This window comes from Coprococcus sp. AF16-22, from assembly GCF_003461545.1.
Taxonomy (GTDB): domain Bacteria; phylum Bacillota; class Clostridia; order Lachnospirales; family Lachnospiraceae; genus Coprococcus; species Coprococcus aceti.
Genome location: NZ_QTXH01000006.1, coordinates 75,928 through 93,703 on the forward strand (window position 1 = coordinate 75,928; position 17,776 = coordinate 93,703).

Below are 17,776 nucleotides of genomic sequence, written 5' to 3' on the forward strand. Positions count from 1 at the left end.
TTATTCTATTTTATTGAAATATATCCTTTGTTATGTTGAAATAGCTCATTTTTTGTTATATATTCATATAGTGCTTAGCACATATATTTACTAAACCAACCTATTTCATTTCCATGAGGGGGAAACAAAAGATGAAATATCGTACCAGACCGGCGGAACACATATGCTCTCTGGAGGAACTTTTCACAGAGCATCTGGGGCTTAACATTCCCATTGTTCCACAGACGTCTTCATACTCCAACAAACATACTTTCAGCCAATTATTCTTTTCACAGAATCCGAACCAATATGACGATATTGACAAAACAATGTCATTTTCCGTCTTCAAGGATGCGGATATAGAATGGCTTAAGAAGGATGCAGATTCAGCCCAGAAACCTCTGTACTATCTCATCCATCCTGACGAGAGCTATCCTACAGGCACGAAGCTGAGTGTTTTCTTTTCCAACCTGGCAAATAAGAACTTTTCCGGAAACGAGCAGCCTCTTCCTATAAGAGCTCTGCTGAATGCGATAGATTACGACAAGCTGTGCGCTCATCTTGACAATCTTATAGAAACAAAAGGCGCACTGGACTCTGATTTTATAGTTTCACTGCAGTCATATCTGAGCAACGTCCTGTCAACAGACAACCAGCTTACACATTATTGCTCTTTGTTCAAATGCACATCACCATCAGAATACCTTGCTACGATCCTTTTGTATGCGCTTTTTGATGATGTGAATTTTCCTGCATATGCATCGGAGGTTGCAATTACAAGAAATATCAAAGAGCCTAAGGTCGCACATCCCGCGATTGACTTGAACAACCCACATTTTCAGAAGCTAATGAATGATGCCAGAAGGGTTGACAAGCTACAGGCATTTGCAACATATACACTGATAGTCCTTTACTCTGTGCAGATGCTTGCAACCATCTTCTCTTCTACCTGGATCAGTTCCTATGAGGCGACAAGCACAAAGGGGACGCTGTTCAGTATTGTCATGCTGTGTGCATCCATCATTTTAACAGCTTTGAGATTTATTCCATTCTCATTGCACAAGAAGTATTCGGAGCTAAGCCTGATACTTGAACATTCCGTGCTTGATGAGAACAGTAACACCTATAGCATTACATATAATCATTTTCAGAACTGTTCGAGATCTTTTAATGATATACAACAGGGGAGACGAGTCATCATCACCTTGTTCTGTATGGTGAGTATTCTGTATATTGTTGTGTCATTTGTATTTAACAGCTTTCCTCTGCTGGTGGCTCTCGTCAGTTTATCATTTGGTGGAGTTATGCTTATCGACAGCATGGTTCATGACCATATTACCTACAAAAGGTATGATGCATTCTTCTCCGCAAATCTGCCAGGTCATGTTCCTGCGTCCAGATTCGGAGTGGCACGCATGTGCTCATGGGATTACGATTCCAGACTGAACTCTTTCAGACACACCAGCTACAACAAGCTCACAAACTACAGTGAGGATTGCATCCGGCATATATATGATCAGGTAGCGGATTCGTCCAAATACAGTTGGGCTACTCTCACCGCTTTCATTGTCACTCTTTCATCCATAGGTGTGATCGCCGAGATTCTTCAGCTTGTGAATCCTGACCTGGAGTATTTCAGAATGCCAAATGCTTCCATGCTCTATTCCGTCACAATGATCCTTATTTTGCTGAACGGTGTTCTTAACATACTTATACTTCTCCGTGCGAGATCCCATTATCAGAAAATGGCCGAATTCTCATTCTACGCCGGCAATCCTGACTCTGATAATTACGAGGTAGCAACGCTGTTCCGACACAACCTGTACGCCGGCAGCATATCTGAGCTTGCAATTGCCAGAGGAATATATAACTATAATTTGTGTCAATTTGAACAGGGCCTGTCCACATCGGACATCCAGCCACCTGACGACCGTTATCATCCTATGTATATCGTGAATCAGAAGCTGCATCTCATCACAGATGTTGCGCTGTGTATATTTGTCGCATACCTGAGCACGGCAGTATGGCACGCAAATAATCTCCGAAATCTGATAGGCCTGCCCATTCTTGTCGCAGTATATGCCCTGTGGACATTTGCAATGTATCCACTATTCAAATACAGAAAGATCAAATCCAGCATCCGCAAGCTGAATGTTGAACATAAAGAGAAGGAAACACGCTGAACAGCTAAGCGTGTTTCCTTCTCTTTTCTATTTCTTTTCTTCTCAGAACCACCATCGCTATGACAAGAGGCGACACGAGAAATACCAATTTTGCCCATCTCATGCCAAGGGCTCCCACAACCAGACTTATTGCAAATATCCCCAGCTGATCTCCTATTCCATATGACAGTGTGGACATGGCTGACGCCCTTCCTCTGACCGATATATCTACACTTTCCATGACCATAAGATTTATCAGTTCTTCCGCAGAAAAGTAAAATCCATTCATGCAGCCCCAGAGTATTCCCAGCAACACCGATGAAACTCCATGCCCTACTCCAAGTGTAAATGCCATACCTGATATGAGGCTAAGCGCTATTCCCATCTGCACCACATATCTCCGTTCCATTTTGTCTGCAAGTATTCCTGTCAGAACATTTATAACCAGTGATGCTATGGGCTGTATGAGCAACACTGTATTCACATTGCCCTCTCCCATACCTGAGAAGGCACACAAAGGTTCATTGTAATATGTTATGCCTGCTGTCGCCAGCCCCACCACGCTTATGCTTATGAGAAGATTTCTGGTTGCATGATCTCTGCATATATCTTTGAATGTTTTTATAAAATGTATATGTCCATCATCTGTGCTACATTCTGTACTGTCCACAGATTTTCCCTCACTCCTGTTTGCCGATCCGCCAACACTCGGTGCAGCTTTAGAACCAGTTATATTCGGGAATCTGTACAACATAACCAGTACCAGACCTATTACTCCGCCAACAATTCCAACAGCGTAAAGGATCTGCCAATTATGTCCGCCGCCATCCACGTACAATGACCTGAGCAGAGGTATACACATGGCTGCTGCCATGGACACTCCACCACAGATTCCTCTGACAGTTCCTCGATGTTTTCTATCTACCGCATCGACTATGTATATCAGATGTATGTCCAGCGAATATCCCAGTATGAGAATTCCATTGCCAAGCAGGTATATCCACATATTGTTTGCCAGCAGGCATACTGCACTTCCAACAGCCAGAAGCGCCACATTTATGATCATCATCTTCTTCCTGCCTATGATATCCGTATATGACCTGATAAATGGCGTGAGCGCTCCGATAAGATAAAATGGCAGCATGCCTCTGCTCATATATGCAACCGCCGCTTCAGAACTCATACCACGCGGATCCATGAGAAATGTCCTAACAGAAAGTGACTGCGTCTTGCCGAACATCTCAGTGCAATAGGAATCCACAAATTGTACAAGTATTATGAGTGCCACAGCCGAGATGGCTGCGACTGCCAAACGTCTTTTATTTGAATCTGCCGTTTTGTCATTCATCAAGTTCTAATCCCCTTCTTTAGTACATAAAAAGGGAAGCTCATCGCTTCCCTTTTTGAATAACCACTGGCCGTTCGCCTTGATATCACTCAAAGCGTCAACGTCTCTTACTTACTAACCTTCCTAAAGTTCTTCTTACCACGTCTCACAACAACGCCCTCGCCATCGAACTTCTCCTCTGGAATTGTAGTCTGGACATCTGTGATCTTCTCGCCGTCCACAGCAACACCGCCCTGCTCTACGGCACGTCTGCCCTCGTTACGTGATGTAACAAGACCTGACTTAACGAGAACTGACACGATATCGATCGAGCCGTCCTTGAAGTCATCTGCTGTGAGTGTTACTGATGGCATGTCTGCTGCAACACCCTTGGAGAACAGTGCTCTTGCGCTCTCCTGAGCCTTCACAGCCTCCTCCTCGCCGTGTACAAGCTTTGTAAGCTCGTATGCAAGGATCTCCTTTGCCTGGTTGAGCTGGCTGCCCTCCCAGCTATCCATCTTATCTATCTCCTCAAGTGGAAGGAATGTGAGCATACGGATGCACTTCAGAACATCTGCATCTGCCACATTTCTCCAGTACTGGTAGAACTCAAATGGTGATGTCTTGTTAGGATCAAGCCATACAGCACCCTTCTGTGTCTTACCCATCTTCTTGCCCTCTGAGTTGAGGAGAAGTGTGATTGTCATGGCGTATGCATCCTTGCCAAGCTTTCTTCTGATGAGCTCTGTACCGCCAAGCATATTGCTCCACTGGTCATCGCCGCCGAACTGCATGTTGCAGCCGTACTTCTGGTACAGTGCGTAAAAGTCGTAACTCTGCATGATCATGTAGTTAAACTCAAGGAAGCTGAGTCCCTTCTCCATACGCTGCTTGTAGCACTCTGCACGAAGCATGTTGTTGACTGAGAAGCATGCTCCAACATCGCGGAGAACATCTACATAGTTCAGGTTGAGAAGCCAGTCTGCGTTGTTGACGAGAAGCGCCTTGTCCTCTGAGAAGTCTATGAACTTGCTCATCTGCTTCTTGAAGCAGTCAACGTTGTGCTGGATAGTCTCCTTTGTCATCATCTGTCTCATATCTGTACGGCCTGATGGATCACCGATCATGGCTGTACCTCCACCTATCAGCGCGATAGGCTTGTTGCCTGCCATCTGAAGTCTCTTCATCAGACAGAGCGCCATGAAGTGGCCTACATGCAGGCTGTCAGCAGTCGGATCAAAGCCAATATAGAATACTGCCTTACCATTATTTACTAAATCTCTAATTTCATCTTCATCTGTTGTCTGCGCTATAAGCCCTCTGGCTACAAGCTCGTCATAAATCTGCATGTCCCTCTAGACCTCCTGTATTTATTTATTCAATGTGCGGTTCACTAGCACCACACAGGCAAATATTATAACATTTTGCTATGCACTGTGGCAAGTATATACACACAATTCCCTGTATTATTTTCTTATAAATCATATTTCACACATCATTTTCTGCCGCCGATTTCTGATCGACACCTGTATCTGCGGCACAGTCCTCCTGCCATGGCTATGAGCAGGAATATGTATGGCGTTGTGAGCGACTGGTTAAGATTGACAAATGCCTGAACGGCATACCCGGTTATCCCGAGCAGAACAGCTATCATACTGCCCTCATCCTCAGCATATCCAAGCAGGCACTCCAAGCCAGTCCCTGTCTTTGAACCTCTTACAGTTCTTGAATCTCTCGATGTCTTCTTCTCCTTCGATCTTTTTCCTGCAGATTGTCCGCTTGCGTTTTCATTCTCATTCATCACAGCTCCTGATACCGCAGTTCTCACAAGCGCACCACCTGTGGTAACCAGCAGTCCTACGTAACTCACTGCACCGAATATTCCTGTGGTTATCAGATACTGCAGATACTCATTGTGAGCATTATCATATATAACACCCACCGTATTCATCATATCGTCATAGTATCTGTCGGTCATGACCGCCTTCACCGATTCATTTCCATAACCGAACAGCTTCTGTGGAACACTGAAATCCCTGTACGCCTCCATGAGTCTCCTCCACACAAAACCCCTGTAGTTTCCCCAGGAATCTTCAAATGAAAATATACCCATGTGGTTGTGCACCGCATATATAACAACAGCCACGATGCCTGCAAGCGATACGCCAACCGATACAGCAAGAGCTGCCTTTCCGCGGAACTTTACAGTCCACTTTGAAGCCAGCCTTATGGCCGCCCATACAACGAGAACGACCACTGACACTATCCACACCATCCGGCTGTCACTCACAAAGCAGCTCAGTCCGTCAAGTTCTGAATATCCGTTATCCGTTCTTCCCAGCATAATGCTGATCGCCAGGACTCCACATGCCATAACCAAGCATACATCTGCAAATTCTCTTATTCTTCCGCGATATGACGCCCATATCCATGCCACAATCATAGCACCACCCACGCCTGCATATGCAAGGTTGGCATTGGATATGATCACCGCTCCTGTTCCTATAAATACAGTTATCATAGCGCATATACGTATCACTATTCTCTCATTGCCTGATACACTGATATACGCTCCTGCTGCCGCCGGAACCAGCACGCACAGGAAGCTTGCAAATATATCGATATTGCCAAATGTGGATATGTATACATTTCTTATGCTCTGCATCAGTCCTTCCCTGAGTCCAAGGAAGTCATATCCCATGAACTGGCATATACCGACCACTCCCACAAACGAGCCCGAAAGCATGAATATTACCGCCACATACCGCCTTATCCTGCAATATCTCGCCATACACACATACAGGAAAAAGGCCAGCAGCACGAACTGAAGTCCGCACCTTCTGCCCTCCTCGCCTGTATATGCTGCTGCCTTATTCCCTGACATAAAGAATGCCAGAACATTTGCCAGAACAAATCCTGCCATGAATATATCCATGGCCATGATATTATGCATATCCATAAAATGTCTCAGGCGTCCGATAAACCTGCTGCCATGTGCCACCCCTGCTGAAGCATCCACATTCCCGCCTGAGCTCTGCGACCCATTCCCTGTGCTGACATTTCGTCCAAGCACATCCACCAGCACCGCAAGCACCATAAGCACCGCATATATGCACAGCGCAATATAGAACGCCCTGTACTTGGTTACTGTTATATCAAAATATTTGTCATGCATTATCAGGGGATATGCAGCCCCCATATATATAAGAAATAATGTGGTTATTCCGTTCTGAAGTTCCCGCCTGCCGTCTCCTGCAATGTTGTCTTTTCTGCCCATACGGCTATACTCCTTTTATAAAAGCGGTGACAATAATCTGAGTATCGCACCAAGTATATTCACCCTGCTTATGTTATTTCTGCACCACGGAATATCTATCTCCTCCGACTCGGCAAATGTATCCATCATATCCTTCTTCACATCTTCTATGGCCTTGCAGTCATACAGGAGAGTTCCACACTCAAAGTGGTGATAGAAGCTCCTGTTATCCAGATTGATGGATCCCACAGATGCAAGCTTGCCATCCATGAGCAAAGTCTTTGAATGTATAAATCCAGGCGTGTACTGATATATCTTCACACCCGCCAGAAGCAGCTCCTTGTAGCTGAACTGGGTCATCTTGTATATATATTTCTTGTCCGGGATGGCCGGCGTAACAATACGCACATCCACGCCCCTCTTGGCTGCCAGCTTCAGTGCCATCATGAGCTCGTTACACACGATAAGATATGGGGTAAATATATAAATGTACTCCTGTGCATCATTTATCATCTGCATGTACAGATTCTCACCCACATTCTCTCCGCTCAGAGGACTGGACTTGTACGGCTGAACATATCCGTCACTTACGCCACTATAGTCGATTTCCGCCGGTCTATAGTTGTTGTAGCTTCCCTCTGAATATCTGAAGCTGTTCCACATCTGAAGGAACATAACAGTGAAGCTCCAGGCGCCCTCGCCCTCAAGTCTCACTCCACTGTCCTTCCATTTGCCGTACTTCTCTATCTTGTTGATATACTCGTCAGCCATGTTGTAACCGCCGGTGTGAGCTATCTTGCCATCAATAACAGTGATCTTCCTGTGATCCCTGTTATTGAAGATAGTGGCAAAGAATGGAACCACCTGATTGAACGCCATACATTTGATACCGTAGGATTCAAGTTCCTTCCAGTAATACTTCGGCACATTGAACACAGATCCGATGTCATCATACATGAACCTGACATCAAGTCCCTCCGCAGCCTTGCGCTTCAATATCTCAAGTATGGTATCCCACATATAACCCTTGTCCACGATGAAATATTCCATGAATATATACTTCTCCGCACTCTCCAGGTCTCTGATGAGATCCTCCATCACATCATCGCCTATGGCATAATACTTTACACTGGTGTGCTTATACAGAGGCGCCTCAGCCACATTCTCCATATAATTACATATCCTGTATGTAGGCTCCGACTTTAACTTCTCCGCTGGGACCCAGTTGTCCCCCTTGACGTTCTCATATACCTCCTGCTGGAGAACCCGCAGAAAATTCTTTCTGAGTTTTTTAGGTATCAGCACATGTCCATAGAGCACATACATGAGACCTCCCAGCACCGGGAATATGAGTATCGGCACCATCCATGCCATCTTTACCATAGGGTTAGTATCCTTTGTTATAAGATACATTACAACTATTACGCTGAGCAGCTTGAGAGCACCCGATATATAGATATATCTGTCCTGAAGAAAAACAACCCCCAGTATCATGATCGCCAACTGGACGACCACAAGAAAGCACGTTATTACCATTCTGCTTAGCAATCTGTTCAGTATCTTCTTCATATATTTCCTGCCTTTACTGAATTGATGTCACCTTATAATCCTGATCCTCTACTGTCTTCTTGAGCACGCTGTCATCAACGTCTGCCTTGAGAGTGACAACCGCTGTTCCTGTCTCATGGCTGACTACAGCCTCCTGCACCTGGTCAAGGGCCTCAAGACTCTTCTTGACTCTGGCTTCACAATGTCCACACATCATACCTTCGATCTTCATTGTCTTTGTCATAACTTTGTCCTCCTTGATTCTATACCTTTTATTTTTATCATAAATGTCTGTCAAATTCAACCTCAGCGCATTTGTAACAACACAAAAACTTGACAGGCTCATGGCAAACGCTCCGAACATAGGATTGAGCGTCCAGCCAAATATCGGGATCCACACGCCGGCGGCAAGTGGTATTCCAATTATATTATATATAAATGCCCAGAAAAGATTCTCTTTTATGTTCTTAACTGTTGCCCTACTGAGTCTTATGGCCGCCGGAACATCTGTGAGCTCACTCTTCATGAGAACAACATCCGCAGCATCTATGGCTATATCCGTGCCTGCACCTATGGCTATTCCTATATTTGCCCTTGTGAGTGCAGGGGCATCATTTATTCCATCACCAACCATGATCACATGCCCCTTCTGCATGAGATCGCGCACAACGCTCTCCTTGCCGTCCGGACGCACGCCCGCTATTACTCTGTCCACGCCGACCTGCTCTCCTATGGCTTTTGCGGTTCTCTCATTATCACCGGTTAACATAACTACTGAAAGTCCCATTGACTGAAGCTGGCTTATGGCCTCAGCGCTGTCCTCCTTCACAGTATCCGCCACGGCTATTATTCCAAGGACTCTGTAATCTCCGTCAGCCTCCTCGGCAAAGAACATAGGTGTCTTTCCCTGCTGTGATACCTTCTCTGCGTTATCCTTCATCGCCTCAGGTACATCCGCATAGCCCTTTATATAATCCATATTTCCTCCGATGATCTTTCTGCCGTTCAGACTTCCCATCAGACCGTTGCCCGCAACAGCCTTGAAATCGGATACCTCATAATTTTTATCCTTCTGTGCATCACCTGTCTGGTAATTCTCACTGTAATATCCAACCACAGCCCTTGCCAGAGGATGCTCTGACAGCTTCTCCAGAACCGCAGCCTTCTGCATCAGCTCGTCATCACTTACTCCATCTGCCGCCAGTATATCCGTCACTACCGTCTCTCCCTTGGTGATCGTTCCGGTCTTGTCCATGACCACTATGCTGCCCTTTCCTGTCTCCTCAAGGGCGGTCGCCGTCTTGAACAATATTCCATGCTTGGCACCTATTCCATTTCCCACCATGATTGCAACAGGTGTGGCAAGCCCAAGGGCACATGGGCAGCTTATAACAAGCACTGATATTCCTCTCGCCAGCACATAACCGGCATCCTTGCCCACTATTATCCACACTATCATCGTGATAAATGCTATCAGTATGACAACAGGTACAAACACTCCCGAAACCTTATCAGCAAGCTTTGCTATTGGAGCTTTGGTAGCCGCCGCATCACTTACCATATCTATTATCTTGGACAGTGCGGTATCCGCACCTACCTGTGTAGCACTGCATTTCAGATAACCCGACTGGTTGATCGTCGCCGCAGACACACGGCTTCCTGCAGTTTTGTCCACAGGTATGCTCTCACCCGAGAGAGCTGACTCGTCCACGGCGGAATCCCCCTCAAGGACTACTCCGTCCACAGGAACGCTCTCACCCGGTCTAACGGCAAATATATCTCCAACCGCAACTTCGTCTATATCCACGGTGACCTCCTCACCATCTCTGATGAGAACGGCTGTCTTCGGGGCAAGATCCATCAGACCTTTGAGTGCGTCCGTGGTTCTTCCCTTTGAATATGCTTCAAGCGTCTTGCCGACTGTTATAAGCGCCAGTATCATGGCCGCAGATTCAAAATAAAAATCATGCATGAGCGTCATGACACGCTCACCGTCACCTGCTGTCTGCGCCGCTGTCATGGCATAGAGCACGTACACGCTGTATATGAATGAGGCACCTGAGCCCATGGCAACAAGTGTATCCATATTAGGCGAGCCGTGTATAGCTCCCTTAAATCCACTCACAAAGAATCTCTGATTTATCACCATCACAATTATGGTTAGCAGCATCTGCGTGAGTCCCATCGCCACATGATTGGCGTCAAAGAAGCTTGGCAGTGGCCAGTTCCACATCATATGTCCCATTGATATATACATGAGGGGAATAAGAATTATAACTGATGCCACCAGTCTCTTCTTCATTTTTCCAAATTCTTTGTCCGCCTCACTCTCACCGGAACCGCTGCTCTTCCCACCTGAATGTGAAGTATTTCCGCCAGCAGATCTTCCACCCGCCAGACTCGCACCGTATCCTGCCTTCTCAACTGCAGCCACTATAGTTCCGCTGTCGGCTGTTCCATCCACCATCATGGAGTTGGTCAGGAGATTCACCTGACACGAGGTAACTCCCTCAACATTGGATACGGCCTTCTCGACTCTTGCACTGCATGCACTGCATGTCATTCCTGTCACATTGTACTTGTCCATATATTTCACCTTCCTTTATCAAGCATCAGTCAGTTCGTAACCGCACTTGCCAATAACTGACATACCTATTTCATAAGTCTGGTAACCGTATTTACCAGATCCTCTATAGTATCATCCTTGCCATTTCTTATATCGTCTGCAACACAGGTCCTGATATGTTCGGCAAGGAGCTGTCTGTTGAAGCTGTTGAGTGCCGCATTGATCGCCGACACTTGGAGCACGATGTCTGTGCAATATGCATCATTTTCCAGCATACTCTTCACGCCTCTTATCTGCCCCTCTATCCTGTTCAGTCTGTTGAGAAGCTTCTTATACTCCTCGTCTGTCCTTGTCCTCACCCTGGCTTCCACGTCGCTTATCTCTCCGCCATGATGACAGCAGCATTTCTTCTGTTCTTCCATATATCTTTCCTCCATCCTTATTGAACTCCAGCCATGCAAAATTTGCCTTCGGCAAATGGCTGGAGCTACATGTCAAGTTTTCATAGAAAACTTGACAATTCTCTTTTCATCCACGGATTATATACCCCCTAGGGGTATGTGTCAACAATAAAAAATCCTCATAGACCAATATTTATACCACTTTATCAGTCTATGAGGTTTTTTCTCCTTTAACCTATATGTCTGAGTTTTATTTACTCTGTTGTATCCTGATCGCCCATGTCGATATCAGCATCTCCGATATCAATCGCATCTGCGCTTGACTCATCACTGCTGTCTGCATCGTCAGTATCAGTTATATCAGTCTCATCAATGAGGCTGTCGTCACTTATATCAAAATCTGAATCACTGTCAATAACAGAATCAACTACAGATGAATCATATGTCTGCTGGTTCAGGACATCCTTAAGATCTATCATATCTCCTGTGGTAGCATCTAACATGATGAGCTGTATTGGATAATCCTTATCGAGGCTTCCATCCTCCATCTTGTCGCACTGTGCAAATACCCATACAGGGCTGTATGTGTACTTATCTCCATCCTTGAGCTTGTAGTATGTAAGTCTTACATCGTTGAACTCAATGGTGCTGTACTGTGTCTTGTTGTCTGTGTAATACTTATTTACAGCCTCCGGAAGCTTCTTGAGTGCATCATCCCAGCTTATAAGATCAACATTGTCCTTCTTGTCTCCTGTTGCTCTGAAGGAATCAAGGCAATATGCTGAGATAAGTCCATTGTCATCAATGCCGAGCTGGAATGTCTCATCCATGGTGTCATACCACGTTTCATCACTTGTTGCGAGTGTGTCAAGGCCGTATATATTAGGTGTATATGGAGCCACGCCGTCCACAGAACGCTTATATGTTACCATGTAACCATTCTTCTCTGCGGCAACTGTGCTGTTTGATGCATCGCTGTAATCCCACAGCAGATCAAAATTACTTGTCTCTATGACATCTGAGATTCCACATGATGCAAGGAAATCTGTTCCCTTCTGCTCAGCATCTGCCGCACTGATGGAAGCTGTGTTTGCGGAAGCCTCCTCGTCAGAATATTCACTGCTGTAGCAGTATACACTTGTTGCGCCATCCTTAGGTCTGTACTGTATAAGCTGATCCGATGGATAGTAATCCAGTGAGAATCCGCCGCCTGTGGACATGTCATCGCCACTTCCATAGAATGTTACCATGAACTCGTTGTCCCCTACAGATCCGATGAATGTGTCTCCACTGTAATCTCCGGCTCCCTCTCTCGTATCAGACGCTGTCTTGAGTTGATCCTTAAGTGACTTCATGTAATCCTCATAATAGCTCTTATCATCATCCGATGTAGCCTGTTCCATCATGGACTGAAGTGAATCTATCTCTCTCTGTATATCCTCCTTGTACGGCTTATCCCAGTTATATACATATACACCTGCGCTCACGTCAAATATATTCTCGCACACACGCTTCTTGTAGTCATTGTCTACATTGTTAAGCTCATAGTAAAGCACTGACATCTTATCTGTGTCAGGCACCTCTATCTCTGTGGCATTTATGGATACATCTGTGAGACCTGTATCTGCATTGATACCCTCAAGCTTGCCATTGTATGACTCTGGTACGTCTAGTCTTGATGCCAGCTTACCGCCGCCACCGCCGTTCTCGTCGTCTCCCATGTTGTAATCCACCTTCTTCTTGCCACATCCTGTGAGCGCAGTTCCTGCCACAAGTGATGTCACCAAAAGCAGCGCCGCTGCTTTTTTGTAACCCGCTTTTCTCATATAAAATACCAACCTTTCCTTACTTAATTGAAGTAATTATAATATATTTTCCCCGCTGACACAACACCATCTGCTATCACTCTTTTGTGATGATGACCTTGCCGTCAACAACCTGAACCTTGACCTTATTGCTGTCGATTCCGGCAGCAGCCAGCATATCAGGGCTTATCTGTACACGATTCGCCTTATCGAGTATCGAGAACTCCTCATGTGAATCATCAGATGAGAAGCCATCTGTCGTCAGCTCGTTCATTCTGTCCTTGTAAGATTCCTTCATGATCTTCTCTGTGCTAATCTTGCCGTCCGCAATCATAACCACACGTCCCACCTTATTTGCAAGACTTATATCATGTGTAACTATGATTATCGTTATCCCGAGCTCTTCGTTCAGCTTTCTGAACAGATCCTGTATCATGTTGGATGTCTTGCTGTCCACGGCTCCTGTAGGCTCATCCGCAAGAAGTATCTTCGGATTATTCGCAAGGGCTATGGCTATGGCAACTCTCTGCTGCTCACCACCTGACATCTGAGATGGATATGAATTTATCTTGTCCTCAAGTCCCACTCTGCAGAGCAGATCATGGGCTCTTGCATACTTGTCTTCCTTGTTGCTCTTGTCGAAGTACATAGGTACCTGAACATTCTCTATGGCTGTCATATATGGCAGAAGGTTTCTGGAGTTTTTCTGCCACACAAATCCTACAGTGTGCTTTCTGTACTCCACAAGCTCCTTATCCGTCATCGCAAACAGATCCTTGCCGTCGACATACAGCTTTCCGGCCGTAGGTCTCTCAAGTCCTCCGATCATATTGAGGAGTGTGGACTTTCCTGATCCCGACTTTCCGATGACCGCCATGAGCTCGCCGTATTTGATGTTGAGCTCCAGGCCCTGAAGAGCCATGACCTCCACATCGTCAGTCTTGTATATCTTGACAAGGCTGTCACACTCTATGATATTCTCCTCAGAACCAAGGCGTTCCCCGCCGGCTTCTTTATCTGTGCCAGCCTCAGGATCTGCTTCCACGGCTTTCCCGCTGTCAGTGCCCTCGTCTTCCTGAAGATCCATGCCGTACACGAACTCCTGCGTCTCCTGGCCATCCGTGTTCTCCATGTCCTGTGTCTCCACATCCGGTGCTATAGTTTCAGGCTCCACAGCATCGTTCTTCTTTTTTCTGAATAAATGCTTATCGCTCAACTATCTCACCATCCTCTATCTCATATACTACATCACCGAGCTCCATAAGCTTCGGATCATGTGTCGTCATGACTATCGTTATTCCTTCCTTGTACACCAGCTCCTGGAACAGCTTCATGACTGCAAGTCCCGAAGCCGTATCAAGGGCTCCTGTAGGCTCATCCGCAAATATTACCTTTGGCTTATGAGCCACCGCTCTGGCTATGGCAACTCTCTGCTGCTCACCACCTGACATCTGATTTGGGAAATGCGTCATTCTGGATGACAGTCCCACCAGATCGAGCACTTCTTTTATACGGGCATCCCTGTTGCCCTCATATTCCGCAAGTCTGAGTCCGAAATCGACGTTCTCATATGCACTCATAATCGGGATCAGGGCAACCGACTGGAATACAAATCCTATATTGTATCTTCTCAGCTTCTCCTTTTCCTTCTCGTTCATCTCGCTGTACACGTGGCCGCCGACTATCACTTCGCCCTCAGTAGGCTCATCCAGCGCGCTCAGGATATTGAGCAGTGTCGTCTTACCCGATCCTGAACGACCTTTGAGTATAGTGAGCTTTCCAGCCGGGACTGTTATATCTATTCCCTTGAGTGCATAGAAATCTTCTCCGCTTCCAAGTCTGAAACAGCGTTTGATTCCATGTGCCTCTATCATAATTTCATCCATAGATTAATCCTCCCCCAGCTTTAATGCCTGTGTTATATTCATCTTCTTCAATATAGTTCTTATGACTACGAAACATACAACAAACATAAATACAACAACCGCTGTGAGCTTTATGATGTCGTAAGGATCCACAGCTATCGATATCGCTATGTTGTGTGATTCCGGCAGATAAACCACGGCAACCAGCTTGACGAAAAGCGCCGTAGCCGCAGCACCAACTCCGTATCCCGCCAGACTGGCAAGTACCGAGCTGAATATCTGCTCATTTATGAGCATCTTGTTGATCTCACGCATGCTCATACCCATAGCTTTGTAGATACCAAACAGAAGTTCTCTCTGTTTGATGGATGTTATCCAGTATATCAGGAATCCCACCGTACAAAGTATGATCGCTATGATAAATGACAGTGAGAACAGACCATTTGTTATGAGCACCAGAGGTGACTCCTGCATCTCTGACACATCCTTATCCACACTCTCATACTGCACTATATTGACATCCTCATCACTGAGTGCCTGAAGTACATCCTTGTAGTCCACACCATCCTTGAGATGCATCCATACCTGGTATGGTGTCTGACTGAATGCACCAACAACATATGCATAGTTGGCAACTACGAGGTATCTCTCCACCTCCTGCATCTCTCCCTCGGAATCCTTCTCATACACATACTGTTGGAATCCTGGGAATGCATCCACTATGGCACATACCGTTCCGCTAGGAGATGCGATCTCCTCCTTCTCCTTGCTTGCAATAGGACTGTATCTCGCATAGTTTATGGAATCTCCAACCTTTATATTGTACTTCTTTGCAAGGTTTGATGAAATGATGACTCCATTCGACACTGTTGCAAGATCATTCAGGTAATTGTACCAGTGCTCCTTGTTGAGTCCGCTCTGCAGTCTGGCCGTCTCACCGAACTCCTTGGTGTTGATACCCATGAGTACGCTGCCCGCCAACTCCTCGCCGCCCGCTTTTATGACGGTATTGTCGTCGTATATGACTCTTGTCACGTTGTCACACAGGCTGTCCTCGAGCTTTGTAAATCTCTCAAAATCCTGCTCTGTGTAATACCAGTGGGTCTTCTTGTCTTTGTCTATGTATGTTCCTCTGGTCCACTGCTCCTGTACCACAAGATCCGTTCCCAGATTGTAATCTATTCGCTGTGTCTTGTTCTTATTTATGGTTCTTGCCATGTTCGAGTTGAACATACCCATGGCTATTGTCATTACAAGGAACACTGATATGAATCCCTGCTTCTTGACCGTACGTGTGATCTGCAGGAATGATGCGTACACAGCCGGTGACCATCTCTTTCTTCCGATCCTGTATATCAGTCTTATCAGGTATTTGATGAGTCTGAGCACCAGAAGTCCCACTGCAAATATAAAGAGTGAGGAGTTCAGGAAGATGACCGGATCAGGTCTTGAACCCGCAAGTATATCGAGTGCTATCGTCGATTTCTGCTTGTTGTAATTGTACAGGAGGTATATTGAAAGTGCCACAAGGATGACGTCCACAAAGAACTTCTCCCAGAATGGCTTGTAATTTACCTTTCCTGTTCTGCTCTTCTGCTCTACTATGGAGTTCTTGGCGTATTTGAACACCGGAAGTGTCACAAATAATATAGCTATAACAGCGGCAGCCAGACTGTATACTATCATCCACGGATCTACTCCATAGAAATGTGTATCCTTAAATCCAAACTGCAGGAACGAATCCGTGCTTGCCGCAAGCTTACACAGAAGATATCCTATAGGGATTCCTATCACTATGGCTATCGCCGACAGTATCGCCGACTGTCCAAGGTATATTCCGAGAACCTGCTTCGTGCTGGTACCACGGCTCTTGAGCATGGCGATCTCTCCATCCTCCATCTCAAGTATCTGACTTGATACCATGTAAATGAATGCCAGAAGCAGAACCAGTATTGGGAGCTCCAGAACCCATATGATTATACCGATGGTTCTTGCATCGCCTTTATAATCTATGAGCACACTGCTGAAATTCTGCTCAAAATATTTATCTGACTTCTCAAATGACTGGAGATAATACAGCGTGTCCATGGCATTCTTGTGTGTTATCTGTGAGTAGTCAAGCATGACGTGATCCACGTAGTATATTGTGAGGAAGCCGTACTTGCCTATCATGTCGTTGAAGTCATCCTTCTTCACATATACCTCGCTGTCGAGATCTGCAAGCTGGTCATACCAGAAGCTGTCTGAGTAATCCTTCTCCTCAAATACACCTACGATCTGATACTTCATAGGATTGCCCTGTGAGTCAACGGCATCGCTGAGTCCGGTATCTATGCTGAATACCTCTCCAACGACAAGGCCGTATTTGTCAAGGTTTCTCTGTGAGATGATACAAGGATACACACCATCCTCTGTCTTGGCATCCTCGAGTGACGTCCCATATGTTATGTTCACATGATCCTCTATCTGTGGCATATATGTCATGTTGAAGCTGGTCCTGTGATTCAGGTTGCTCTGGGTGTAACCCGCCTGAAGTGACAGGCTGGTCTGCTTCTGCAGAGCATCTATCTCCATGTAGTAGTTCCACATATCCTCATATTTGCCGATCCTGCCAAGCACTGCATCGGCATCGGCATAATCGTCTACCGCGCATGAGCCTGATCTGCCGATAGTTGCCGGATACTTGTTCTGCTCTACCATCGCCGCGTCAAACTTGGACGACATGAGCATATCCAGCGCTCCGTTTTTGAACATTGGGTTGCACGATGCAACAGCCACCAGCAATATGATTCCAAGCAGGAGACATGCATTTAACCACTTCTTGTTCAATAATTTATGTGATAAAAATTTAAACATTATATCTCCTC

At 45.8% G+C, this 17,776-nt stretch carries 11 protein-coding genes; 1 reads left to right on the forward strand and 10 read right to left on the reverse strand.

From position 1 onward, the window contains the following. Positions 1-131 precede the first annotated feature (131 nt). Entirely contained in the window at positions 132-2,162 is a 2,031-nt protein-coding gene (locus DWW60_RS08215) for a hypothetical protein (RefSeq protein WP_117874978.1), read from the forward strand. Between the two features lie 4 nt (positions 2,163-2,166). Here the strand turns inward: DWW60_RS08215 and DWW60_RS08220 are convergent, their stop codons facing one another. The 10 genes from DWW60_RS08220 to DWW60_RS08265 all read right to left on the reverse strand — a co-directional run bounded on the left by DWW60_RS08220 (position 2,167) and on the right by DWW60_RS08265 (position 17,765). After that, the gene (locus DWW60_RS08220; protein WP_117874980.1) at positions 2,167-3,489 is read right to left on the reverse strand and encodes an MFS transporter; all 1,323 of its coding nucleotides are present in this window, start codon (positions 3,487-3,489) and stop codon (positions 2,167-2,169) included. A 107-nt stretch (positions 3,490-3,596) separates the two neighbouring features. Then, the gene (tyrS, locus tag DWW60_RS08225; protein ID WP_117874983.1) at positions 3,597-4,817 is read right to left on the reverse strand and encodes a tyrosine--tRNA ligase; all 1,221 of its coding nucleotides are present in this window, start codon (positions 4,815-4,817) and stop codon (positions 3,597-3,599) included. Between the two features lie 146 nt (positions 4,818-4,963). Next, entirely contained in the window at positions 4,964-6,745 is a 1,782-nt protein-coding gene (locus tag DWW60_RS08230) for an O-antigen ligase family protein (RefSeq protein WP_117874985.1), read from the reverse strand. Positions 6,746-6,760: 15 nt separating this feature from the next. Beyond that, on the reverse strand, positions 6,761-8,293 hold the full coding sequence (cls, locus tag DWW60_RS08235; protein ID WP_117874987.1) for a cardiolipin synthase: 1,533 nt from the start codon (positions 8,291-8,293) through the stop codon (positions 6,761-6,763). Between the two features lie 13 nt (positions 8,294-8,306). Continuing rightward, on the reverse strand, positions 8,307-10,859 hold the full coding sequence (locus DWW60_RS08240) for a heavy metal translocating P-type ATPase (RefSeq protein WP_117874989.1): 2,553 nt from the start codon (positions 10,857-10,859) through the stop codon (positions 8,307-8,309). Between the two features lie 65 nt (positions 10,860-10,924). Next, positions 10,925-11,260 (reverse strand): metal-sensing transcriptional repressor, encoded by a 336-nt coding sequence (locus DWW60_RS08245; RefSeq protein ID WP_022216248.1) that lies wholly within the window; start codon positions 11,258-11,260, stop codon positions 10,925-10,927. Positions 11,261-11,493: 233 nt separating this feature from the next. Then, positions 11,494-13,065: a hypothetical protein gene (locus DWW60_RS08250; protein ID WP_055146884.1), complete on the reverse strand. Its 1,572-nt coding sequence runs from the start codon at positions 13,063-13,065 to the stop codon at positions 11,494-11,496. A 76-nt stretch (positions 13,066-13,141) separates the two neighbouring features. Beyond that, positions 13,142-14,260, reverse strand: coding sequence for an ABC transporter ATP-binding protein (locus tag DWW60_RS08255; RefSeq protein WP_308936782.1), 1,119 nt, complete (start codon positions 14,258-14,260; stop codon positions 13,142-13,144). Then, complete coding sequence (locus DWW60_RS08260) at positions 14,250-14,930, reverse strand: ABC transporter ATP-binding protein (RefSeq protein WP_015533878.1); 681 nt, start codon at positions 14,928-14,930, stop codon at positions 14,250-14,252. Before DWW60_RS08260 ends, DWW60_RS08255 begins: the two co-directional genes overlap by 11 nt. Before the next feature lie 3 nt (positions 14,931-14,933). Further along, on the reverse strand, positions 14,934-17,765 hold the full coding sequence (locus DWW60_RS08265; protein WP_117874991.1) for an ABC transporter permease: 2,832 nt from the start codon (positions 17,763-17,765) through the stop codon (positions 14,934-14,936). Between the last annotated feature and the right edge of the window lie 11 nt (positions 17,766-17,776).